Annotated in this window: 22 protein-coding genes; 14 read left to right on the top strand and 8 right to left on the bottom strand. The window is 61.4% G+C overall.

Annotated features, from left to right (window positions below; translation table 11 throughout):
• Window positions 1-111: 111 nt before the first annotated feature.
• The 6 genes from BK665_RS27135 to BK665_RS27110 are packed head-to-tail and all read right to left on the bottom strand — an operon-like array spanning window position 112 to window position 6,193.
• A complete protein-coding gene (locus BK665_RS27135) occupies window positions 112-474 on the bottom strand; it encodes a Na+/H+ antiporter subunit G (protein ID WP_123409607.1) in 363 nt (120 codons plus the stop codon).
• Window positions 471-749: a K+/H+ antiporter subunit F gene (locus tag BK665_RS27130; RefSeq protein WP_123409606.1), complete on the bottom strand. Its 279-nt coding sequence runs from the start codon at window positions 747-749 to the stop codon at window positions 471-473. Before BK665_RS27130 ends, BK665_RS27135 begins: the two co-directional genes overlap by 4 nt.
• Complete coding sequence (locus BK665_RS27125) at window positions 746-1,234, bottom strand: Na+/H+ antiporter subunit E (RefSeq protein WP_123409605.1); 489 nt, start codon at window positions 1,232-1,234, stop codon at window positions 746-748. The genes BK665_RS27130 and BK665_RS27125 overlap by 4 nt, the downstream gene beginning before the upstream one ends.
• Window positions 1,231-2,916 (bottom strand): monovalent cation/H+ antiporter subunit D, encoded by a 1,686-nt coding sequence (locus BK665_RS27120; RefSeq protein ID WP_123409604.1) that lies wholly within the window; start codon window positions 2,914-2,916, stop codon window positions 1,231-1,233. Before BK665_RS27120 ends, BK665_RS27125 begins: the two co-directional genes overlap by 4 nt.
• Complete coding sequence (locus tag BK665_RS27115) at window positions 2,913-3,257, bottom strand: Na+/H+ antiporter subunit C (RefSeq protein WP_007986256.1); 345 nt, start codon at window positions 3,255-3,257, stop codon at window positions 2,913-2,915. The genes BK665_RS27120 and BK665_RS27115 overlap by 4 nt, the downstream gene beginning before the upstream one ends.
• Window positions 3,257-6,193 (bottom strand): monovalent cation/H+ antiporter subunit A, encoded by a 2,937-nt coding sequence (locus BK665_RS27110; RefSeq protein WP_123409603.1) that lies wholly within the window; start codon window positions 6,191-6,193, stop codon window positions 3,257-3,259. Before BK665_RS27110 ends, BK665_RS27115 begins: the two co-directional genes overlap by 1 nt.
• 299 nt (window positions 6,194-6,492) lie before the next feature.
• On the opposite strand from BK665_RS27110, the gene BK665_RS27105 reads away from it, so the two are divergent.
• Complete coding sequence (locus tag BK665_RS27105; RefSeq protein WP_123409602.1) at window positions 6,493-6,891, top strand: hypothetical protein; 399 nt, start codon at window positions 6,493-6,495, stop codon at window positions 6,889-6,891.
• A 30-nt stretch (window positions 6,892-6,921) separates the two neighbouring features.
• Here the strand turns inward: BK665_RS27105 and BK665_RS27100 are convergent, their stop codons facing one another.
• Entirely contained in the window at window positions 6,922-7,944 is a 1,023-nt protein-coding gene (locus BK665_RS27100; RefSeq protein WP_123409601.1) for a DMT family transporter, read from the bottom strand.
• On the opposite strand from BK665_RS27100, the gene BK665_RS27095 reads away from it, so the two are divergent.
• The 12 genes from BK665_RS27095 to BK665_RS27030 all read left to right on the top strand — a co-directional run bounded on the left by BK665_RS27095 (window position 7,939) and on the right by BK665_RS27030 (window position 19,974).
• A complete protein-coding gene (locus BK665_RS27095; RefSeq protein WP_123409600.1) occupies window positions 7,939-8,502 on the top strand; it encodes a helix-turn-helix domain-containing protein in 564 nt (187 codons plus the stop codon). The two genes, BK665_RS27100 and BK665_RS27095, sit on opposite strands and share 6 nt — an antisense overlap.
• A 162-nt stretch (window positions 8,503-8,664) precedes the next feature.
• The gene (locus tag BK665_RS27090) at window positions 8,665-8,988 is read left to right on the top strand and encodes a hypothetical protein (RefSeq protein WP_123409599.1); all 324 of its coding nucleotides are present in this window, start codon (window positions 8,665-8,667) and stop codon (window positions 8,986-8,988) included.
• Window positions 8,989-9,211: 223 nt separating this feature from the next.
• Window positions 9,212-10,414 (top strand): SfnB family sulfur acquisition oxidoreductase, encoded by a 1,203-nt coding sequence (locus tag BK665_RS27085; protein WP_185076662.1) that lies wholly within the window; start codon window positions 9,212-9,214, stop codon window positions 10,412-10,414.
• Between the two features lie 10 nt (window positions 10,415-10,424).
• Window positions 10,425-10,862 (top strand): acyl-CoA dehydrogenase, encoded by a 438-nt coding sequence (locus tag BK665_RS27080; protein WP_123409597.1) that lies wholly within the window; start codon window positions 10,425-10,427, stop codon window positions 10,860-10,862.
• The gene (locus BK665_RS27075; protein WP_123409596.1) at window positions 10,862-12,265 is read left to right on the top strand and encodes an LLM class flavin-dependent oxidoreductase; all 1,404 of its coding nucleotides are present in this window, start codon (window positions 10,862-10,864) and stop codon (window positions 12,263-12,265) included. The genes BK665_RS27080 and BK665_RS27075 overlap by 1 nt, the downstream gene beginning before the upstream one ends.
• Window positions 12,266-12,782: 517 nt before the next feature.
• Window positions 12,783-13,688 (top strand): acyl-CoA synthetase, encoded by a 906-nt coding sequence (locus BK665_RS27060; protein ID WP_123409595.1) that lies wholly within the window; start codon window positions 12,783-12,785, stop codon window positions 13,686-13,688.
• Entirely contained in the window at window positions 13,685-14,461 is a 777-nt protein-coding gene (locus tag BK665_RS27055; protein ID WP_123409594.1) for an ABC transporter ATP-binding protein, read from the top strand. Before BK665_RS27060 ends, BK665_RS27055 begins: the two co-directional genes overlap by 4 nt.
• Window positions 14,461-15,342 carry a branched-chain amino acid ABC transporter permease gene (locus tag BK665_RS27050; protein ID WP_123409593.1) on the top strand — a complete coding sequence of 294 codons (882 nt, stop codon included), beginning with the start codon at window positions 14,461-14,463 and terminating at the stop codon, window positions 15,340-15,342. Before BK665_RS27055 ends, BK665_RS27050 begins: the two co-directional genes overlap by 1 nt.
• Window positions 15,343-15,346: 4 nt before the next feature.
• Window positions 15,347-16,396, top strand: coding sequence for a branched-chain amino acid ABC transporter permease (locus BK665_RS27045; protein ID WP_123409592.1), 1,050 nt, complete (start codon window positions 15,347-15,349; stop codon window positions 16,394-16,396).
• Between the two features lie 25 nt (window positions 16,397-16,421).
• Window positions 16,422-17,762 carry an ABC transporter substrate-binding protein gene (locus BK665_RS27040; protein WP_123409591.1) on the top strand — a complete coding sequence of 447 codons (1,341 nt, stop codon included), beginning with the start codon at window positions 16,422-16,424 and terminating at the stop codon, window positions 17,760-17,762.
• A gap of 3 nt (window positions 17,763-17,765) precedes the next feature.
• Entirely contained in the window at window positions 17,766-18,533 is a 768-nt protein-coding gene (locus BK665_RS27035) for an ABC transporter ATP-binding protein (protein ID WP_123409590.1), read from the top strand.
• A gap of 13 nt (window positions 18,534-18,546) precedes the next feature.
• The gene (locus BK665_RS27030) at window positions 18,547-19,974 is read left to right on the top strand and encodes an FAD/NAD(P)-binding protein (protein WP_123409589.1); all 1,428 of its coding nucleotides are present in this window, start codon (window positions 18,547-18,549) and stop codon (window positions 19,972-19,974) included.
• 60 nt (window positions 19,975-20,034) lie between these two features.
• Here BK665_RS27030 and BK665_RS27025 read toward each other — a convergent pair whose 3' ends face one another.
• Entirely contained in the window at window positions 20,035-20,280 is a 246-nt protein-coding gene (locus BK665_RS27025) for a hypothetical protein (protein ID WP_123409588.1), read from the bottom strand.
• 313 nt (window positions 20,281-20,593) lie between these two features.
• Here BK665_RS27025 and BK665_RS27020 point away from each other — a divergent pair, with 313 nt between their 5' ends.
• On the top strand, window positions 20,594-21,613 hold the full coding sequence (locus tag BK665_RS27020) for an alpha/beta fold hydrolase (RefSeq protein ID WP_259699663.1): 1,020 nt from the start codon (window positions 20,594-20,596) through the stop codon (window positions 21,611-21,613).
• The last annotated feature ends 227 nt before the right edge of the window (window positions 21,614-21,840 follow it).

Below are 21,840 nucleotides of genomic sequence, written 5' to 3'. Positions count from 1 at the left end.
GGCCGGGCTAACGCCTTCGCGAGCAAGCCCGCTCCCACATTGGAATGCATTTCCCTGTGGGAGCGGGCTTGCCCGCGAAGAGGCCCGCCCAAACACAGCGAGACTTTGAACTTAACCCTCAATCTCGGTGCGCCGACTACTCACCTCAGCCGGCACATCATCCCCGGCCATGCGCTTGCGAAACAGCGCCGCCCGCGCCAGCAGCAGCGTGGTCACCGGCACGGTAATCGCCAGCAGAATCGGAATCAGCCAGGCATGCAGCACCGGCGCGGACTTGAGCGCGGAAAAGTAAATGATCGACGCCAGCGCCACGCACCACGCGCCCAAGGTCGAGGCCAGGGCCGGCGGGTGCATGCGCTGGAAGTAATCCTTCATCCGCACCAGCCCCACCGCGCCAATCAGCGCAAACAGACTGCTGAGCACCAGCAGGATCGCCACCGGAATCTCGACCCACAACGACAATTCGCCCGTCATTCGATCACCTCGCCACGCAGCAGGAATTTGGCCAGGGCAAACGAGCCGACGAAGCCGAACAGGGCGATCAGCAGCGCTGCCTCAAAGTAAGTGTCACTGGCATAACGAATGCCCAGGGTCAGCATCATCAGCATGGCGATGATGTACAGGTAATCCAATGCCAGAACCCGGTCCTGGGCCGAGGGGCCTTTGAACAGGCGGATCAGGGTCAGGATCATCGCCACTGAGAAGATGAACAGGCTCAGCAGGATCGCATTCGACAGCAATTCGCTCATTCGAAGATCTCCATCAAGGGCCGCTCGTAGGTGGTCTTGAAGTGCTCGATAAACGAGGCTTCGTCATCCAGATCGAACACGTGCAGCAACAGAAAGCTGCGGTCCAGGGCCAGTTCCGACCAGACCGTGCCGGGCACCACCGTGCAGATCATCGACAACGCCGCCAGGCCGTTGGCGTCCTGCAGGTCCAGCGGCACCTTGATAAACGCCGACCGTGGTGGCCGGCGACCGGCGTTGATTACACTCCAGGCCACCGCAAGATTGGACACCACCACATCGCGGCCGACCAGGAAGAACAGCCGCACAATCACTCCAGGCCGCCGAATACGAATGGGCAGTGGCCGCAGCTTGCGCATCATCAACGGCGCGCAGACCCCCAGCACCGCGCCCAGCAGCAGATTGCCGGGGCTGATCGACAGGTTCAGCACCAGCCACAACAGCCACAGCGCCAGGGACAACCACGGTGCCGGAAACAGACGCTTCATGGTTGCACCTCCAGCATCGCCGCCCGGGCTTCGGGGCTCGGCACGGCGCGGGTGCCGAGCACCGCCATCACGTATTGCTGCGGATTGTTCAGCGCATTCGCCGCGGCCTGGGTGTAGCGCAGCAGCGGTTCGGCCTTGAAGGTCAGGGCGATGCTCAGCCCCAGCAGGGCGATGATCGGCACGCACTCAAAACGTCGCAGCAGCGGCGATGGCCGTTCTTCCGGAGTCCAGAAACGCTGGATGCCCAGACGCGAGAAGGCAATCAACGAGGCCAGCCCGGACAGGATCAGCAGCGCCAGCAAGCCCCAGGCTGCGTTCGAAATCGGCACATCAGCGCTGTGACCAATGCCCAGCGGATTGAGCAGGGCGCTGAGCAAGCCGAGCTTGCCGATGAACCCGGAGAGCGGCGGCATGCCGATGATCAGCAGCGAGCAGGCGATGAAACTCAAACCGAGGAAGGCCATGGTCCAGGGGATCACCTGGCCGACCACGGCTTTCTGTTCGTCGTCGAGGTTGATGCCCTTGGGCGGCTGCAGGGATTCCATCGGCCGTGGAAGCAAGTCACCGTCATCGTACAGCGGCATCTCGTTGACCGAACGGGAGCGCTCGATCAGTTCGGCCAGCAGGAACAGCGCGCTCAACGCCAAGGTCGAGCTGACCAGATAGAACAGCGCCGCGCCAATCAGATTCGGCTGGGCGAAGCCGATGGCCGACAGCAGAATCCCCGCTGAGACCAGGATGCTCAGGCTGGCGAGGCGCTCCAGGCGTTGCGCCGCCAGAATCGCCACGGCGGCGCAGACGATGGTCGCCATGCCGCCATAGATCAGCCAGTCGCCGCCAAAGTACGCCGAGGCCCCGGCCTGGCCGGAAAACAGCAGGGTCCACAGGCGCAGCAACGTGTAAATGCCGACCTTGGTCATGATCGCGAACATCGCCGCCACCGGCGCGCTGGCGGCGGAGTAGGCCGGCACCAGCCAGAAGTTCAGCGGCCACATCCCGGCCTTCGCCAAAAACGCCACCGCCAGAATCGCCGCGCCGGCATGCAACAGGCCGCGATCGGCTTCCGGCACCAAGGGGATTTTCATCGCCAGGTCGGCCATGTTCAGGGTGCCGGTGACGCCATAGATCAGCGCCGCACCAATCAGAAACAGCGACGAGGCCAGCAGGTTGATCGAGATGTAATGCAGCCCCGACGACACCCGTGCCCGCCCCGAACCATGCAGCATCAAGCCATAGGACGCGGCCAGCAGCACTTCGAAGAACACGAACAGATTGAACAGGTCCGCGGTCAGGAAGGCGCCGTACAGGCCCATCATCTGAATCTGGAACAGCGCGTGAAAGCTCGAGCCAGCGCCGTCCCAACGGGCCATCGCAAACAGCAGGGCGCTGACACCGATAATCCCGGTCAGCACCAGCATCATCGCCGACAGGCGATCGACCACCAGCACAATGCCGAACGGCGCCTGCCAGTTGCCCGGCAGGTACACGCCAATGGAGCCGGGCACGCCGGTGCTTTGGGTCCATTGCAACAGCATCACGGAGATGCCCAGCCCGACCAGACTGGAGAACAGGTTGATCTTGGCTTTCAGCGGCCGATGTTTTTCGCCGAGCATCAGCATGATCGCGGCGGTCAGCAGCGGCAGCAGAATCGGCGCGGCGATCAGGTGCGTCATTGCATTCATTCTTTAGGCTCCCGGCCATCCACATGGTCGGTGCCCGTCAGGCCCCGGGAGGCCAGCAGCACCACCAGGAACAACGCGGTCATGGCGAAGCTGATAACGATGGCGGTCAACACCAGGGCTTGGGGCAGCGGGTCGGTGTAGTGCAACAAATCCTGGGGCACGCCGTCCTTGATGATCGGTTCCTTGCCGATGAACAGACTGCCCATGCTGAAGATGAACAGGTTGACGCCGTAGGACAGCAGGCACAGGCCCATGACCACCTGGAACGTCCGTGGCCGCAGGATCAGCCAGACCCCGGAGGCCGCAAGGACGCCGATGGCGATTGCGATGACTTCTTCCATCAGACGGCTCCTTTGGCGGCAACGGACCGGGGCAGGCCGGCGGATTTGGGCTGCGCTGCAGTCTTGTGGCCCCGTACCGATTGGTGGGCGATGGCGGTGAGCATCAACAGGGTCGAACCGACCACCACGGCGTAGACGCCGATATCGAAGAACAGCGCACTGGCGATGTGAATGTCGCCCAGCACCGGCAATGAGAAATGCCAGGTGTGGGTGGTCAGGAACGGATACCCGGCCGCCATTGCCCCGAGCCCGGTGGCCGTGGCGAAGAGCAACCCGGTGCCCATCCAGCGCAACGGTCGCAGGCTCATTTGCGCCTCGACCCACTGCGTGCCGGCGACCATGTATTGCAGGATGAACGCCACCGACATCACCAGCCCGGCAACAAAACCACCTCCCGGTTGGTTGTGACCGCGCATAAACAAGTAGAACGACACCACCACGGCAATCGGCAGCAGCAGGCGTACCAGCACCGCCGGCACCATCATGAAACCGAGGGCGGTGTCGCTGGCGTGGCGTGGGTTGACCAGATCGGTAACCACGTCCGGCGCGAGCAACCGCTGTTGGGCCGGCAGTTGCAGGCTTTCTTTGGGCGGGCGGAAACGACGGAGCAGAGCGAACACGGTCAGCGCCACGGCCACCAGCACGGTGATTTCACCGAGGGTGTCGAAGCCACGGAAGTCCACCAGCATCACGTTGACCACGTTGCTGCCGCCGCCCTCGGGCAGGGCGCGGCTGAGGTAGAACGAGGAGATATCGTTGGGCGTCTGGCGGGTCAGCATCGCGTAGGCCAGCAACGCCATGCCGCCGCCCACTCCGGTCGATAGCAGCAAGTCACGGATACGGCGGATGCGCGCTTTGCGTAGCGTGCTCGGCAGCGGCGACACCTCTTCGATCCGCCGTGGCAACCAGCGCAGGCCCAGCAGGATCAGGACCGTGGTCACCACTTCGACCACCAGTTGGGTCAGCGCCAGGTCCGGTGCAGAGAACCAGACGAAGGTCACGCAGGTCATCAACCCGCACACGCTGACCATGGTCAGGGCCGCGAGACGGTGATACTTGGCCTGCCAAGCGGCGCCGAGGGCACAGGCGATTGCCAGCAGCCAGAGGATCACGAACACAATCGAGCCTGGAATCTTCGGCCGGTCGCCCCAGCTCAGGCTGCTGTGGAGCATCGGGATCAACCCGGCCAGCACGGCGGCGAGCACCATCAGGAACAGTTGGGTTTGCAGGCGCTTGGTGCTGATTCGCCGCTCCAGACGCCGGGCCAGGCGCATCATCACCACCAGGCTGCGCTCGAACAGGCGCTTGCCGTTGAAGCGGCCAATGATCGGTGGGTACTTGAAGCGGCCGCGCTTGAGCTGATTGCGCAGTAGCAGATAAAGCACGATGCCGCAGGACATGGCGATCAGGCTCATGATCATCGGCGCGTTCCAGCCGTGCCAGATGGCGAGGCTGTATTCAGGCAGGGTGCCGCCGACCACGGGCAGGGCCGCCGCCGCGAGCAACGGGCCGACCACTTGCGCCGGGAAGATCCCGACGATCAGGCAGGCGAACACCAGCAACTCGACAGGTGCGCGCATCCAGCGCGGCGGTTCGTGCGGGGTGTGCGGCAGGTCGGTGGCGGTTGGGCCGAAGAACACGTCCACGGTAAAGCGCAGGGAGTAAGCGACGCTGAACGTACCGGCGATGGTCGCCACGATTGGCAAGGTCATCTCGACCCACGCCGTGGCGTTGATGAACACGGTTTCGGCGAAGAACATCTCTTTGGAAAGAAAGCCGTTGAGCAACGGCACGCCGGCCATGGAGGCACTGGCGACCATGGCCAGGGTGGCGGTGAACGGGATCAGCTTGATCAGGCCGCTGAGCTTGCGGATGTCCCGGGTGCCACTTTCGTGGTCGATGATCCCGGCGGCCATGAACAGCGAGGCCTTGAAGGTGGCGTGGTTGAGGATGTGGAACACTGCGGCTACAGCGGCCAACGGACTGTTCAGGCCCAGCAGCAGGGTGATCAGGCCGAGGTGGCTGATGGTCGAATAGGCCAGCAGGCCTTTGAGGTCGTTCTGGAACATCGCGCAATACGCGCCGAGCAACAGTGTGCAGGCCCCGGCCCCGCCAACGATGTAGAACCATTCCTCACTGCCGGACAGTGACGGCCACAACCGCGCCAGCAGGAAAACACCGGCCTTGACCATGGTCGCCGAGTGCAAGTAAGCCGAAACCGGAGTCGGCGCGGCCATCGCGTGGGGCAGCCAGAAGTGGAAGGGGAATTGCGCGCTTTTGCTCAGGGCGCCGATCAGGATCAGGGGCAGCAGGATAGGGTAGAGGGCATGTGCGCGAATCAGATCGCCGGCGGCCAGGACCTTGTCCAGGTCATAGCTGCCGACCACATGGCCAAGCAGCATGACCCCCGCCAGCAGACACAAGCCCCCGGCACCGGTGACCATCAGCGCCATATAGGCGCCGCGTCGGGCATCGGCGCGGTGATGCCAATAGCCGATCAGCAGGAACGAGAAGAGGCTGGTCAGCTCCCAGAAAAACACGATCTGGATCAGGTTGCCGGAAATCACCAGCCCAAGCATGGCGCCCATGAACGCCAGGAAAAACGCGAAGAACCGTGGCACCGGATCATCCGGTGACATGTAGTAGCGGGCGTACAGCGACACCAGCGTGCCGATGCCCAGCACCAGCAGCGAGAACAACCAGGCAAACCCGTCCATGCGCAGGACGAAGTTCAGGCCCAGGCTCGGCAGCCAGAAAAACTCTTCGTGGATCACGCCGCCATGGGCGATTTGCGGGTACAGGAGGGCGACCTGAATGGTGCCGATCAGGGCAACCAGGCCAGCCAACAGCGATTCGGTGTTGCGCGCGTTATGTGGCAGCAAAGCCGCGACACAGCTGCCGATAAAAGGCAGAAGCAGTAGAACTATCAGGGACATAGGCTTCTAATCTGCGGAAGTTTGTGAAGCATCATACGTGCCAGCTCTCGGATCGCAAAACGCCAACGTGTGGCAGGATCCTACAAGGTAGGCGGGAAAACGGGTTTTCACTATTTGAGTTGCACGGTCGCGATGCCTGTCTACGGTTCACTGCAAGTCCGTTTGTGAAGGGTTTTAGAGACGCTACCTGTCAAGGTTGACAGTAGACGGCCTCGGCTTCTCGCGTGTTGAATCGTTTGCAGGACAGGCTTCGGTTGAATGCCTGTACCTTCTCGCCAAGTCATGAAAGGAGCATCAACATGTCGAACGAAGCCAAATCCGGCACCGCGTCGGAAGGGAAATCAGATGTGATACCTATCGATCAAAAGCTTGTCCCGCCCTTTATTGATGGGATTACCCCCGATAAAGCACTTCCGCTCAAGTGGGTTCAAGATGGTTACAAGTATCGTATTGACCCTTATCCGGGCATGGCGGTCGGGCAGGAAGTGGGGCCTTACGTGGAATATGTCGGGCATGGGCATTTCTTTGGTCAGACCAGAGTCATTACCGAGGACAATGTGGGGGCAGATCTGACCTTCAACGCTCACGGTTTTAAGGATCCAATACAAGATGGAAGGGTCGAGCTTTACTTCGTCGTCAAACATACGGATGGCTCGAAGACTGAATCGAAAAGACGCGTCTACCCCATTGGCGACTGACCGTTGACAGGTTCCAGCGGCGGGCAGGTTTCAGCCCTGGCTTTCCCGTTGCAATATCTCCCCGGTGGCAGGTTTGGCCCGAGTCTTCAATTCACTGACAATCACCGCCGCCACAATCAACCCCGCCCCCAGCAACGCAATCGCCGGCAACCGCTCCCCGGCAATCCGCCCGACAATTCCGGCCCACACCGGCTCGCCGGCATAGATCAACGTCGCCCGGGTCGGCGAAACGCTTTTCTGCGCCCAGTTCATCGCCACCTGAATCGCCGCACTGGCCGCGCCCAAACCCAGGGCGCTGCCCAGCAGCAACCAGGAGAAATGCGGAATCGCTTCCTGTGTTGGTACCACCATCAGAAACGCCAGCATCGAAGTCACCGCCAGTTGCACCACCGTCACCCGCCGCACATCCACCTGGCCGGCATAGGTGCTGATCAAAATGATCTCGGCGGCAATGGCGACGGTGCTGATCAGCGTGGCGATTTCGCCAGGGCTGAAATCCAGGGAAGCCCCGGAAGGCCCGGACAACATCATCAACCCGGTAAAGGCCAGCATGATGCCAATGCTCGGCATCAACCCCGGGCGTTTGCCGAAGACCATCCATTGCAGCAATGGCACGAACGGCACGTACAGCGCGGTAATAAACGCCGACTGGCTGCTGGGAATCGTCTGCAAACCCACGGTCTGTAAGCCATAACCGAGCATGATCGCCACGCCGATGAAGGACCCGGCCTTGAGTTCCAGCAGCGTCAATGCCCGCAGGCTGCGCCAGGAAAACAGCGAGACAATGCACGCCGCCGCCGCAAAGCGCAGGCCGACGAAGAACATCGGCCCACTGACCGTCATCGCATGCTGCACCAGCAAAAAGGTGCCGCCCCAGACCATGGTGATCAGCACCAGCACGCACTCGGCCTTGCTGAATCGCGAGAAACGGGAGGAGGTGTGGGGAGTGTTCACCGACGTCATGACCTTGCGCGCTACCTGAGGGGGACGCACAATGCGCCGAATGTTGCGCAGTATACTGCCCAACCCCACCAAGTGAGCAATATAGTGCACAAAGATTCTACCCAGCGGGCCTCGGTCCTCCAGCACGTCAGCCTAAACGTTCGACGCTTGCGCCACGCCGCCGACATGAGCCAGGCGACGCTGGCGGAAAAATCCGGGGTCAGCCGCCGGATGCTGGTGGCCATCGAGGCCGGCGAGAAGAACGTCAGCCTGACCACCCTCGACCGCGTGGCCGAAGCGCTGGACGTCGCATTCAGCGACCTGATCCAGGCCCCGGATGCCCGCGACCCGAGTCGCATCAACGAAGTGGCCTGGGCCGGGAAGATTCCTGGCAGCAAAGCCGTTTTACTCTCCAAAGCCACGGCTACCCGTGAGGTGGAACAGTGGGAATGGTGCCTGCAACCAGGGGAGATTTACCCGTCGCAACCGGATGCCGAGGGCTGGAGTGAACAGATCTATGTGTTCGAAGGCTGCCTGACGCTGATGCTGGGCGATACACCGCATGAGATCGCTGCCGGCGAGTTCTACATGTTCGCCAGCAACCAGCCCCACGCCTATCGCAACGATGGGCCGGTGGCCGCGCGGTTTGTGCGAAATGTGGTGATTTGACCTCTTACCGCTGATCGGAAAGGGTGGAGTACCTGTTATTTCTGACAGTAGACGGGCGCAGTAATTGTCTTTCAAATGGCCTTCAGCGCGCTGCTATTTTGTGCTGGCCTACCTAATAGAGGTCAGGTCTCACTCGACCGTCAACTGAAAGGAATTTGAATCATGGCCTTATTAGAACCGCTTGATATTCAAGAAGCTGTAGATGGAGTGATCAATCTGAAAGATGTTCCAAATGGCGCTACCGCTCGCATTGCTGAGCCTCCTAATCACACACCAGACGACCTTGTCAGCGTGCTTATTGCAGATAAGGAGGTAGTTTCGGATGCACCTGCCGGAGAGTGGGTCGATGGTTTTCTTTCAGTAACCATATCTAGAGCACACTTGCTTAATCATACTGGGCCGCAAAAAAAATTCAGTTACATTCTCTATTACGGGGGGGCTAACAGAAGCGACTCTGAGCCAACCTATTACGATATCGCGCACTAAAGGTTGCTTTAGTTAACGAAATGCTCGATTTGCGCGAGGAGGTCGAGCATTTTTTGCTGTCATTACTGTTTCCCGAGGAACAGTGAATCCACAGATTGTCTCGCTTCCGTTTGTGAAGTAATTCAACTGAATTTCGTAATTTATTGATTAATAAAGAATAAATATATTGGCACGACTTGTGTAATTGGTCTCGGGTACTCACCCGAAACCTCGGAGTCGGCCCATGACAGCCCCAGCTCAACCCCCTCGCACCGCCCACGTCATCCACTCTGACGCCGAAGCCATCGCCGTCGCTCACAAGCTCGCCGCACGCTTTGCCATCGAAGCCAGCGTACGGGATCGCGAGCGACGCTTGCCGGTTGCCGAGCTCGACGAGTTTTCCGCCAGCGGTCTGTGGGGCATCACCGTTCCCAAGGAATACGGTGGCGCCGGTGTTTCCTACGTGACCGTCGCCGAAGTGATCAAGATCATTTCCGCCGCCGATTCGTCCCTCGGCCAGATCCCGCAAAATCATCTCGGCGTGCTCGACATCCTGCTGCAAACCGCCACCGAAGAGCAGAAGCGTTACTACTTCGGCAAAGTCCTGCAGGGCTACCGTTTTGGCAACGCCTTCTCCGAATCCAAAAGCAAAAACGCCGGGGCCTTCGAAACCCGAATCCGTTTCGATAAAGACACCGCGCAAATCGACGGCGAAAAGTTCTACTGCACAGGCGCTCTATTTGCGCACATCGTGCCAGCGGTGGCGGTCAATGAAGAGAACAAGGCCTTCATCGCCTTCATCGAGCGCGACACTCCCGGCTTGACCGTTATCGATAACTGGGACGGTTTCGGCCAACGCACCACGGCCAGCGGCGGTGTCACCCTGAGCGCGGTGAAGGTCCCGCTCAGTGCGGTCATTCCGGCCCACAAAGCCTTCGACGAACCCACCGCCGACGGCCCGATTTCACAAATCATTCAGGCTGCCGTGGACACCGGCATTGCTGTCGGTGCCCTGGAAGAAACCAAACGCTACGCCCGCGAAGCCCGGCCCTGGATCGACAGCGGACAGGATCACGGCTGGCAGGACCCGTTCAGTATCGCTGTGATTGGCGACCTCGAATGGCGAGTCCACGGCACCGAAGCGATCCTCAAAAAGGCCGGTCGTGCCATTGACCATGCCTTGCTCAACCCCAACGAAGACACGGTGGCCCGTGCTTCGGTGGTGGTTGCCCAGGCGAAAGTGCTGTCCGCCGAGATCGCCTTGCTTGCCAGCAGCAAACTCTTCGAACTGGCCGGTACTCGCTCGGTGCTCGGCAAATACAACCTCGACCGCCACTGGCGCAACGCCCGGACGCACACCCTGCACGATCCGGCACGCTGGAAATACCACCTGATCGGCAACTACTTGCTCAACGGCGTGAAGCCTGCGCGCCACGCCTGGAACTGAGGAGCCCACCATGAACGCTTTGACTCAATCGATTGTTGCCGGGCACTCCCTGGCGAAAAGTCAGCATGATTTGCACAACGCTCGCAGCGTGCTTGATGCGACGTTGCGTTTCGTCCGGCAGCAGGCCCAAGCCACGGATGATCCTTACGTCATCAGCCGCTTCGGCGATTTGCACATCCGCATTGAAGTCGCCGCCGCGCTGCTCGAACGCGCCGAAGACTTTCTGAACAGCGTTGATGACGACACGGAAATCAGCGTCGCCATCGCCGAATCGCACCTGGCCAGCGCCGACGCACTCAATGCCGTCAGCAACGCCGAATTCGAACTCACCGGCCAACGCACCGTGTTGCCTGGATCGCTGCATGACCCGTTGCACCGGAAACTCCACCTCATCGGCAATTTCCGCCTCAACGGCATCCATCCCCCAAGTTTCCGGAGTGCGGTTTGATGGCCCGTGAAATTCGTCTCAACGCGTTTGACATGAACTGCGTCGGTCACCAGTCGCCGGGTTTGTGGGCGCATCCGCGGGATCGCTCCTGGCAATACAAGGATCTGGAGTACTGGACCGATCTGGCGAAAATCCTCGAGCGCGGCAAGTTCGACGGTTTGTTCATCGCCGACGTGTTGGGCATCTACGACGTTTACAACGGCAATGGTGACGCGGCGATCCGTCAGGCGGCGCAGGTGCCGGTCAACGATCCGCTGCAATTGATTCCGCCGATGGCGCTGGTCACCGAGCATCTGGGTTTCGGCCTGACTGCGTCGCTGTCGTTCGAACACCCGTACCCATTCGCTCGACGCCTGTCGACGCTCGACCATCTGACCAAGGGCCGTGCTGGCTGGAACATCGTCACCTCTTATCTGGAAAGCGGTGCGAAGAACCTCGGCCAGAAAAACCAGACCGAACACGACGCCCGTTACGACTTCGCCGAAGAGTATCTGGAGGTTTGCTACAAACTGTGGGAAGGCAGTTGGGAAGAGGGCGCGATTCTGCGGGATCGCGAGCGGCGGATCTTCAGCGACCCGAGCAAAATCCACGAGATCCGGCACGTCGGTAAGCACTTCCAGGTGCCGGGGATTCACCTCTGCGAACCTTCGCCGCAACGCACGCCGGTTCTCTATCAGGCTGGCGCATCGAGTCGCGGCAAGCAATTCGCGGCCGAACATGCCGAGTGTGTGTTCGTTGCTGCACCGTCGAAAGTGCTGCTGAAGAAAACCGTTGCCGACATCCGCCGCCGTGCTGCCGAGGCCGGACGCGATCCGTCGAAGATTCTGATCTTCAACCTGCAAACCGTGATCCTTGGCGAGACCGACGCCAAGGCCAAAGCCAAGTTCGAGGAATACAAAACCTGGGTTAGTTACGAAGGGGCGATGGCGTTGATCTCTGGCTGGACCGGAATCGACTTCAGTCAGTTCAAACCCGATGAACCGCTTAAACATGTGCACACCAACGCCATTCAATCGGCGGTGGAAGCGTTCTCCACGGCGGACCCGAACAAGGTCTGGACGCCTAACGAATTGGCCGACTGGGTGGGCATTGGCGGTTTTGGTCCGTTGTTTGTCGGCAGCCCCGAGACCGTCGCCGATCTGTTGCAGGAGTGGGTCGAGGAAACCGACGTGGACGGCTTCAACCTGGCCTATGCGCTGACCCACGAAACCTTCATCGACGCCGTGGAATTGCTGGTGCCGGAGTTGCAAAAGCGCGGGGTGTACAAGACCGAATACGCACCGGGGACCTTGCGCGAGAAGCTGTTTGGCGAGGGGCCGCGACTGCCCGACATCCATCCGGGGGCGGGGTATCGGGACCTGGCGGGGTTGCGGCAGCAGGAGAAGAAAGTGGTGTCGGCGTAGACGCCTTCGCGAGCAAGCCCGCTCCCACAGTTGGCCGGGGCGTACACAAATCCCCGGCCAGGCATAGAACCCCCTGTGGGAGCGAGCTTGCTCGCGAAGGGGCCGGCACATTCAACATCGATGTCGACAGATACACCGCCTTCGCGAGCAAGCTCGCTCCCACAGTTGATCGGGGCGTACACAAATCCCCGGCCAGGCATAGAACCCCTGTGGGAGCGGGCTTGCTCGCGAAGGGGCCTGAACATTCAACATCAATGTCGCCCGATACACCGCCTTCGCGAGCAAGCCCGCTCCCACAGTTGACCGGGGTGTACACAAATCCCCGTCCCAACAAAGATCCCCTGTGGGAGCGGGCTTGCTCGCGAAGGGGCCTGAACATTCAACATCAATGTCGCCTGATACACCGCCTTCGCGAGCAAGCCCGCTCCCACAGGGGATCGAGGGGATTCAGGCGACTGCTGCGCAGCCGAACGGGGGCAAGCCCCCTCGCCACAGCCCATGAACAGGAGGTCAATCCATGAGCGTGCATGAACTCAAGCGTCCGCCAATCGCGGACTCTGTCGAATGGCAGGTCAAGGCGCCCCAGGCTTTGGAGCAATTGCGCCATTGGGGGCAGGTCAGTCCGTTGCAAACCGCGCTGCGACATAAGCGCCACGGTCAGTGGTTTGTCTGGCGCTGGATCGATGCCTTGCGCGATGTCGAGCGTTTGGCCGATGGCTTCCGCCAGCAGGGGTTTACCGAAGACTCGCGCTTGGCACTGAGCGGTGCTTTCGAACCGAACCTGTTGCTGCTGGCGCTGGCGGCGAAGCATGTCGGCGGTGAAGTCCTCACCTTGCCCGACACCCTCGACGCCGAATCACTGCACAAAGCGCTGTGGCGCAGCCGTCCGACCCACGCTTTTATCCAGGGTCGGCAAACCCGACAACTGTGGCTCAACCACGGCCAATCACTGCTGGATTTTGACCAACTCCTCGGCCCGGTCGAACCCCCGCAACGCCTGCGCCTCGGCATCAACAGCGCCCAACTCTGGAGCGAAGAGGGCACCGACTGGCAGGACGGCCTCACCGTGTTGCTCGATCAATGGCTGGCCAGCGGCCAAGCCCTGGCCTTCCCGGAAAGCCCCGGCAGCGCCAGTCGTGATCGCCGGGAAGTCGCGCCCTCCGGGTTGCTGTTGTCCGCCGAACGCCTGCAACGCCTGGCGGACGAAATTGAAAGTCGCCTCGCGCCCCAAGGCACCTGGCGCCGACGCCTCTGCGACTGGGCCATCGCCCACCCAGAAAAACCGCTGCAACGCCTGATCAAAAACCGCGTGCGCCGATTGCTGGGCTTCCACAACCTGCATTTCATCTGGCAAGCCACCCGCAGCCCCGACACCCAAACCGCGCCGACCTGGCTCGCCGAATTCAAACGGGACATCGCATGAGCTCGACCGATTCCATCCTGCAAGTCAGCGGCATTTCCCTGTCGTTCAAAGGCGTGAAGGCGATCAACAAATTGTCCTTCGACGTACGCCGGGGCGAGATCTGCGCGCTGATCGGCCCCAACGGCGCGGGCAAGAGTTCGCTGCTGAACGTGTTGAATGGCGTGTACCGTTTCGATGCCGGCTCGATTGTGTTCGAGCAGCAACCGTTCAAACGCATCGACCCATTAAGCGCCGCTCGCCGGGGCATCGGCCGCACGTTCCAGAACAACGCGTTGTTCAAGAAAATGAGCGTGATCGACAACATCCTCACCGGCCTGTCCCGGCACCTGCGCAGCAGCTTTATCGAGCAGGCGCTGAACCTGCCCCGCGCCCGACGCGAGGCGCAGGACTTCCGCCAGCAAGCCCAGGGCATTCTCGAATTCCTCGAACTGCAAGCCCACCGCGATGTGCCGGTGGGCAATTTGTCCTATGGCCTGCAAAAACGCGTGGAACTGGGCCGCGCCTTGATCGCCGGCCCGCGCCTGTTGTTGCTCGACGAACCCATGGCCGGGATGAACGCCGAAGAGAAACAGGAAATGGCCCGCTTCATCGCCGACATCAATCGTGATCTGGGCACCACGGTGGTGCTGATCGAACACGACATGAGCGTGGTCATGGGCCTGTCCGACCATGTGGTGGTGCTCGATTACGGACGCAAGGTCGGCGACGGCACCCCCGCGCAAGTGCAGGCCGATCCCGACGTGATCGCGGCGTATCTGGGAGTGGTGCACTGATGACGTTCTTCTTCGAAACCCTGCTCGGCGGCCTGCTCGCCGGCACCATGTATTCCCTGGTCGCCATCGGCTTCGTGCTGATTTACAAGGCCAGCGGCGTGTTCAATTTTGCCCAGGGCTCGATGCTGCTGTTCGCTGCGCTGACCTTTGTCAGCCTGCACGATCAGGGCGTGCCATTTGCGTTGGCGCTGTTGCTGACGGTGCTGGTGATGATCATCGGCGCGCTGCTGATCGAACGGCTGGTGCTGCGGCCCTTGGTCAACCGTTCGCAAATCACTTTGTTCATGGCCACGTTGGGCCTGTCGTTCATCATCGAAGGCCTGGCTCAGGGCTTGATGGGCTCGCAAGTGCGGGCGCTGGATTTGGGTATCGATGACGTACCGATTTTCATCGGCGGGATGATGGTCAGCCAATTCGACCTGATCGCCGCCGCTGCGGCCATCGTGCTGGTGACCGTGCTGGCGCTGCTGTTCAACAAGACCCGGATCGGCGTATCCCTGCGCGCCGTGGCGGATGACACCACTGCGGCGTTGTCGATCGGCATCAACCTCAATCGCATCTGGCAGATCGTCTGGGCGGTGGCCGGGGTGGTCGGGCTGGTGGCCGGATTGCTCTGGGGGGCGCGCCAAGGGGTGCAGTTTTCCCTGTCGCTGGTGGTGCTCAAGGCCTTGCCGGTGCTGATCATCGGCGGCTTCACCTCGATTGGCGGGGCGATTGTCGGCGGGCTGATTGTCGGCGCGGCGGAGAACCTCGCAGAGGTCTATATCGGCCCGCTGATCGGCGGCGGCATCACGCCGTGGTTCGCCTATGTCCTGGCCCTGGCCTTCCTGTATATGCGTCCCGCCGGCCTGTTCGGCGAGCGCGCCATCGAGCGAGTCTGAACCCATGTCGATTTCCCTTACCCGCGAAACCGCGCCGTCGCTATTGGTCCAGCGCCGTGTGTCCATCGGACTGAGCGCTCTACTGCTGATCGCTTTCGTCATCGTGCCGCTGACCGGCAATGACTATTGGCTGAACGCGATTCTGATCCCGTTCCTGGTGCTGTCCCTGGCCGGGCTCGGCCTTAACCTGCTGACGGGTTACACCGGCCAGACATCGGTCGGCGCGGCGGGATTCATGGCGGTCGGGGCTTTTGTCACTTACGGCTTTCTGCTGCGACTGCCCGAGTTGGGTCTGCCGGTGGCGCTGCTCGGCGGCGGATTGATCAGCGCCGTGGTCGGCTTCGTGTTCGGTTTGCCAAGTTCGCGGATCAGGGGTTTTTACCTGATGGTCACCACGTTGGCCGCGCAATTCTTCCTCGAATGGCTGTTCGTCAAATTCCCCTGGTTCTACAACTACGGTTCCTCCGGGACCATTTCCGCGCCGAAACTGGCACTGTTCGGCCACGATCTCAACACACCGGTCGGTCGTTACTTGCTGACCCTGACCACGGTGTTGCTGTTGACCTGGGTCGCGGTGAACCTGGTGAAAAGCCAGATCGGCCGCAACTGGATGGCGATCCGCGACATGGACACCGCCGCTGCGGTGATCGGCATCCCGGTGGTGCGCTACAAACACCTGGCGTTCGCCGTCAGTTCGTTCTACCTCGGCATCGCCGGTGCGTTGTGGGCCTTCGCCTACCTGGGCACCGCCAGCGCCAGTAGCTTCGATATCAATCGTTCGTTCCAGATCCTGTTCATCATCATTATCGGTGGCATGGGCAGCATCGCCGGCAACTTCGTCGGCGCGGCGTTTATCAGCCTGCTGCCGATCCTGCTCAGCCACGCCGGGCAAGCCTTGTTCGGCGGCTCGGTGGACGCCGGGCAACTGCAAAACCTGCAAAAAATCATCTTCGGCGTGCTGATCATCCTGTTCCTGATCAAAGAACCGGAGGGCTTGATTCGCCTGCTGGGCAACCTTCGTGAACGGCTGAGCCACTGGCCGCTGCGCTTCTGAATTCCTGACCTATTAGAGAGACAACATGCGTGCATCCTTGAAACGTTCCTTGCTCGGCGCCGCCCTGACGTTGGCGGTTTTCAGCAGTGCGGTGCCGCTGGCCCAGGCTTCGGCGGACCAGCAATTCTTCCCGTTGGCCACCTACCGGGTCGGCGCCTACGCCTCCAGCGGCGTGCAGGTGTGGGCCGGGATGCTCGATTACCTGAACTACATCAATGAGGTGGAGGGTGGGATCAACGGCGTCAAACTGGTCTGGCAGGAATGCGAGACCGAATGGACGGCGGAGAAGGGCATCGAGTGCTACGAGCGCTTCAAAAAAGGCCTGGACGGCGCGCCGGTGGCGATCTATTCCCCTAACGGTGCCCCGGCGGCGTATGCCTTGAGCGAGCGGGCCGAGGTCGACAAAATCCCGCTGATCACCCTCGGCTACGGCCGCACCGAAGCCACCGATGGCACGGTGTTCCCGTACAACTTCCCGGTGATGCTGACTTTCTACAGCGAGGCGTCGAGCCTGATCAACTACATCGCCCAGCGCGAGGGCGGGTTCGACAAACTCAAGGGCAAGAAGATTGCCACGGTCTACCACGACTCGGCTTACGGGCGCGAAACTCTCGGACCGCTGAAGTTGCTGGCCGAGAAGTACGGCTTTGAAAATATCCAGATTCCGGTAGCGGACCCGGGCAACGAACAGTCGTCGCAATGGCGGCAGATTCGCCAGGTCAACCCGGATTGGGTGTTCCTGCGCACCTGGGGCGTTTCCACGCCCGTGGCGGTCAAGACCGCTGCCCGTTTCGGCTTCCCGGTGGACCATATCGTCGGCGATATCTGGGCCAGTTCCAGCGAAGACGTGTTGCCCGCAGGCGCCGCCGCCAAAGGTTATCTGGCGCTGACGCCATACCCGGCCGGCACCGATTTCGAGATCCACAAACGCCTCAAGCAATTCATCCTCGACAAGGGTAAGAGCGACCTCAAGGACCTGAAGAATTTCGGCAGCGTCTACTACAACTCCGGGCTGGTGAACGCGGCGGTGATGGTCGAAGCGATCCGCACCGCCCAGGGCAAATTCGGCAAGCGTCCGCTCAATGGCGAGGAAGGGCGCTGGGGCCTGGAGCACTTGAACATCGACGACGCGCGGCTCAAGGACATGGGTTACTTCGGGTTGATGCAAAACCTCAAATTGTCGTGCAAGGACCACGAGGGCGGCGGTTCGGCGCGGGTGCAGCAGTGGGACGGCGCCAACTGGACGCTGATCAGCGACTGGATCCCGGCGGATCGCGCCTTGCTGCGGCCGTTGATCGACGAAAAGTCGGCTGCGTTCGCCAAGGAAAAAGGCCTGACGCCACGCACCTGCACCGGGGATGAATAAGCCATGAGCCACGCCGCCAGCGACATCGCCGCCCATGACCTGTTGCAGGTCAAGGACATCGAAGTGATCTACGACGGTGCGATCCTGGCCGTGGCCGGGGTTTCGCTGACGGTGCCCAAGGGTGGCATCGTTGCATTGCTCGGGGCCAACGGCGCGGGCAAAAGCACCACGCTCAAGGCGATTTCCGGGCTGGTGCGGGCCGAACGGGCGCAGGTCAGTCGCGGCAGCATCGAGTTTCTTGGCCGCGATACGGCCGGGGTCGATCCGAGTGTGCGGGTGCGCCAGGGCATGGTCCATGTGCTCGAGGGCCGGCACGTGTTCGCGCAATTGACGGTGGAGGACAATCTGCGTAGCGGCGGGTTTGTCCGACGCTTGAGTCGCCAGGACCTGGCCCGTGATCTGGAGCGCATCTACGCCTGGTTCCCCCGCCTGAAAACCAAGCGCAAGACCCAGGCCGGGTTGACCTCCGGTGGCGAGCAGCAGATGGTCGCCATCGGTCGTGCATTGATGACACGTCCTACTTTGGTACTGCTTGATGAACCTTCCATGGGTTTGGCGCCTATTATCGTCCAGGAGATTTTCGAGATCGTCGCCCAGCTCAATCGCGACGAGCAGGTGAGCTTCCTGATTGCCGAGCAAAACATTAATGTGGCGCTCAAGTACGCGTCCCAGGCTTATGTGCTCGATACCGGGCGGGTGGTGTTGTCCGGCAGCGCCGAAGAGCTGCTGGCCCGGGGCGATTTGCACGACTTCTATTTAGGCAAACACTGACCGTGAGAATGCGATGAACCAACCCCCCAGCGGACAGGCGACCGACGCCATCCGCCACGCAGACATCCTGATCATCGGCGGCGGCCTCAGCGGCGCGATGCTGGCGGCGCAACTGTTGCGTTTGCCCGGCCAGCGTTCGCTGTTGGTGATCGAGCCCCGCGCCGAACTCGGCCGGGGCGAGGCCTACAGCGCGGTCGAGTTGGGCCATACGCTGAACGGCAACGCGGCGCGGATGAGCGTCGATCCGGATAACGCCGATGACCTGACGCAATGGCTGACGGACTACATCGCGGCGGGCGGCTGGCCGGAGTCGGATCAGCAGCATGTGCCGATCAGCGAGTTGTTCCCGCCCCGGGGGATTTTTGGCTTGTACGTGCAACAGCGTTTGGCGGAGGCCCAGGCGCTGGGCGCGGTGAACGGTTCGACGGTGGAGCATGTGCGGGCCGAGGTAGTGGACCTGCAAACCTTCGATGATTCGGTGCGACTGACCTTGAGCGACGGTCAACGCTTGCAGGGCGCGTTTGCGGTGCTGGCCACGGGGATGTTCCCCGCCGCACGCACCCCGCAGACCGAGTCCAGCGGTTTGAACGCGGCGGCGCTGGACCCGTGGGATGTCGCGGCCATGCAGCAACTCGATCCGCAATCCACGGTGCTGATCATCGGCTCGGGCCTGACCATGGTCGATGCGGTGGTATCGCTGGAGCAGGCCGGGCATCGCGGGCCGATCGAAGTGTTTTCCCGGCATGGACTGCTGCCCCATGTCCGGCGCCAGCCGCCGGCGTGGGTGGATTTTCTGGCCGAGGACCACAACATTCGCACGCCGCGTCAGTTGCTGCGCGAACTGCGCCGGCATTGCCGGGACGCCATCGCCCAAGGCATCGACTGGCAATCGCCGCTCGACACGGTGCGGGCGCATATCGGCCGGTTATGGAATCAGGCCACGGACGCGCAACGTCGGCAGTTTGTGCGGCATGTGCGGCCGTGGTGGGAAAGTCATCACCATCGTTCGCCGCCGTTGAGCGCGGAGCTGGTGGAGCGCTTGCTCGGGGAAGGGCGGTTGCGGATTCAGGCCGCATCGTTCAAAGGGCTGGAGCCTTCGCTGAACGGCGAGGTGAGGATTCGTATTCGGCGGCGGGGTGAGGCGGGGACGGTGATCGTCAGCGGTGCGGCGTTGATCAATTCCAGCGGTATCGAATACGACTGGCGGCGAGTCGCCCGGCCATTGCCACAACAGTTGCTGGCACGGGGCCTGATCAAACCGGGACCGTTGGCCCTGGGGATTGCGGCGGCGGTGGATGGGGCAGTGCTGGATGCCGACGGGCAAGTCGCCGGACGGCTGTTCGCCATGGGCCCGCCGTTGCGCGGCATGTGGTGGGAAAGTACAGCGGTGACGGATGTGGCGAGTCAGGCCAAAGCGTTGGCGGCGCGGTTGACGGGTTAAAGCGTCAGACACAAAAAACCCCGGAATTACCCGGGGTTTTTTGTTTGAAGCGGCACAAACTTACGAATCGATACGCTGATATTTCGAACCGAACTCAGGACGGTTTTCCGCGACGAAGAGTTTGGTTTGTTCGGCGTTCTGTTGCAGGTTGACGCTGCCTTTGCGTTCGGTGTCGATGCCGACGGTGTTGACGTTCTGGGTCGCCGGTTGGCCGACTTTCACGGCGGCTACAGCTTGTGGTGCAGCGTAGGCCGAAGTAGCGCCAAGGACGGTAAGGGCGAAGGTAAGACCGATAATGCGTTTCATGATGTTGCTCCAGAGAGTGGTAAGAAGATGTCGCCACTCTAGGGCTGGAACGCGGCGATGAAAAAACACCCTTGGGCATAGTCGATATCGAGAGCGTTGATTCTTGCTTCCACGGGGGGCTCGTCGCTGTGCTGTGGATCTGGGGCTACGCTCTGTCAGCCCAAAGGTTTTGTATCGCAGTGTATCCGAGGTCCTGCTTGATACCTTGAGCCTTGATAGCAGCGGTTTACGACACATGGCAGATACCTCGGAACGATTGAATGGGCTCCATCGAGATAAAACAACAGCCCATCGCCATTCCGAGGAAATCACCATGAACTGGAACAAACTCGCTACAGCCGGCCTTTTTGCGATCCTGAACGTCGCAGCATTTTCGACGGTTGCCCACGCGGCTGCGGAGCCTGCTGCGGCCAGCGTCGGTACGGTGAAGGCTGATCCGTTCGGCGCGCTGAAGCATGTCAAGACCGGGTTGCTGGATGTGGCGTACGCCGAGGTCGGCCCCGCTGACGGTCCGGTGGTGATTCTGCTGCACGGCTGGCCCTACGACATTCACAGTTACAGCGAAGTCGCGCCGTTGCTGGCGGCCAAGGGCTACCGGGTGTTGATCCCGTATGCCCGTGGCTATGGCGACACGCACTTCCTGTCGGACAAGACCGTGCGCAATGGTCAACCCGCGGCGCTGGCCAGTGATGTCATCGATTTCATGGACGCGCTGAAGATCAAAAAAGCCGTGCTGGGTGGCTACGACTGGGGTGCGCGCTCGGCGGACATCGTCGCGGCGCTGTGGCCGGAGCGGGTCGAGGCGCTGGTGGCGGTGAGTGGCTACCTGATCGGTAACCAGGCCGCGGGCAAAAATCCATTGCCGCCCAAGGCTGAGTTGCAATGGTGGTATCAGTTCTACTTCGCCACTGATCGTGGTGAGGCTGGCTACGAGAAGAATCGCCATGATTTCGCCAAGCTGATCTGGCAAACCGCCTCGCCAAAATGGACCTTCGACGACGCCACCTTCGACCGCAGCGCGGCGGCGCTGGACAACCCGGATCATGTGGCGATCACGATATTCAACTACCGCTGGCGCCTGGGTATCGTCCAGGGTGAACCGCAATATGAAGCGCTGGAACAGCGACTGGCCAAGGCGCCCAGCATCACGGTGCCGACCATCACCATGGAAGGCGATGCCAACGGCGCGCCGCACCCGGCTGCTGAGGACTACGCCAAACGCTTCACCGGTAAATATGAGTACCGGTTGATCAACGGCGGCATCGGCCACAACCTGCCCCAGGAAGACCCGAAGGCCTTTGCCCAGGCAGTGATTGACGCGGATCACCTGTAACTTCTGCCGCCAATTACTGTGGGAGCGGGCTTGCTCGCGAAGGCGGACTGGCAGGCGACATCAATGTTGAATGTGCCGGCCTCTTCGCGAGCAAGCTCGCTCCCACAGGGGGATGTGTGGTGTGCGCGGAACATGCGTCCGCCGCCGATCAATTGTGGGAGCGAGCTTGCTCGCGAAGGCGGACTGGCAGGCGACATTGATGTTGAATGTGCTGGCCTCTTCGCGAG

The sequence above is a fragment of the Pseudomonas frederiksbergensis genome (genome assembly GCF_003732665.1).
GTDB lineage: Bacteria > Pseudomonadota > Gammaproteobacteria > Pseudomonadales > Pseudomonadaceae > Aquipseudomonas > Aquipseudomonas frederiksbergensis_G.
Note: the sequence above shows the minus strand (reverse complement) of the source record. Positions and strands in the feature narration are given on the sequence as shown.

Bases quoted from the DNA above. Each gene is read 5' to 3' on its own strand.
- BK665_RS27135 (WP_123409607.1), bottom strand. From the start codon at position 474: ATGACGGGCGAATTGTCGTTGTGGGTCGAGATTCCGGTGGCGATCCTG.
- BK665_RS27130 (WP_123409606.1), bottom strand. From the start codon at position 749: ATGAGCGAATTGCTGTCGAATGCGATCCTGCTGAGCCTGTTCATCTTC.
- BK665_RS27125 (WP_123409605.1), bottom strand. From the start codon at position 1,234: ATGAAGCGTCTGTTTCCGGCACCGTGGTTGTCCCTGGCGCTGTGGCTG.
- BK665_RS27120 (WP_123409604.1), bottom strand. From the start codon at position 2,916: ATGAATGCAATGACGCACCTGATCGCCGCGCCGATTCTGCTGCCGCTG.
- BK665_RS27115 (WP_007986256.1), bottom strand. From the start codon at position 3,257: ATGGAAGAAGTCATCGCAATCGCCATCGGCGTCCTTGCGGCCTCCGGG.
- BK665_RS27110 (WP_123409603.1), bottom strand. From the start codon at position 6,193: ATGTCCCTGATAGTTCTACTGCTTCTGCCTTTTATCGGCAGCTGTGTC.
- BK665_RS27105 (WP_123409602.1), top strand. From the start codon at position 6,493: ATGTCGAACGAAGCCAAATCCGGCACCGCGTCGGAAGGGAAATCAGAT.
- BK665_RS27090 (WP_123409599.1), top strand. From the start codon at position 8,665: ATGGCCTTATTAGAACCGCTTGATATTCAAGAAGCTGTAGATGGAGTG.
- BK665_RS27085 (WP_185076662.1), top strand. From the start codon at position 9,212: ATGACAGCCCCAGCTCAACCCCCTCGCACCGCCCACGTCATCCACTCT.
- BK665_RS27080 (WP_123409597.1), top strand. From the start codon at position 10,425: ATGAACGCTTTGACTCAATCGATTGTTGCCGGGCACTCCCTGGCGAAA.
- BK665_RS27075 (WP_123409596.1), top strand. From the start codon at position 10,862: ATGGCCCGTGAAATTCGTCTCAACGCGTTTGACATGAACTGCGTCGGT.
- BK665_RS27060 (WP_123409595.1), top strand. From the start codon at position 12,783: ATGAGCGTGCATGAACTCAAGCGTCCGCCAATCGCGGACTCTGTCGAA.
- BK665_RS27055 (WP_123409594.1), top strand. From the start codon at position 13,685: ATGAGCTCGACCGATTCCATCCTGCAAGTCAGCGGCATTTCCCTGTCG.
- BK665_RS27050 (WP_123409593.1), top strand. From the start codon at position 14,461: ATGACGTTCTTCTTCGAAACCCTGCTCGGCGGCCTGCTCGCCGGCACC.
- BK665_RS27045 (WP_123409592.1), top strand. From the start codon at position 15,347: ATGTCGATTTCCCTTACCCGCGAAACCGCGCCGTCGCTATTGGTCCAG.
- BK665_RS27040 (WP_123409591.1), top strand. From the start codon at position 16,422: ATGCGTGCATCCTTGAAACGTTCCTTGCTCGGCGCCGCCCTGACGTTG.
- BK665_RS27035 (WP_123409590.1), top strand. From the start codon at position 17,766: ATGAGCCACGCCGCCAGCGACATCGCCGCCCATGACCTGTTGCAGGTC.
- BK665_RS27030 (WP_123409589.1), top strand. From the start codon at position 18,547: ATGAACCAACCCCCCAGCGGACAGGCGACCGACGCCATCCGCCACGCA.
- BK665_RS27025 (WP_123409588.1), bottom strand. From the start codon at position 20,280: ATGAAACGCATTATCGGTCTTACCTTCGCCCTTACCGTCCTTGGCGCT.
- BK665_RS27020 (WP_259699663.1), top strand. From the start codon at position 20,594: ATGAACTGGAACAAACTCGCTACAGCCGGCCTTTTTGCGATCCTGAAC.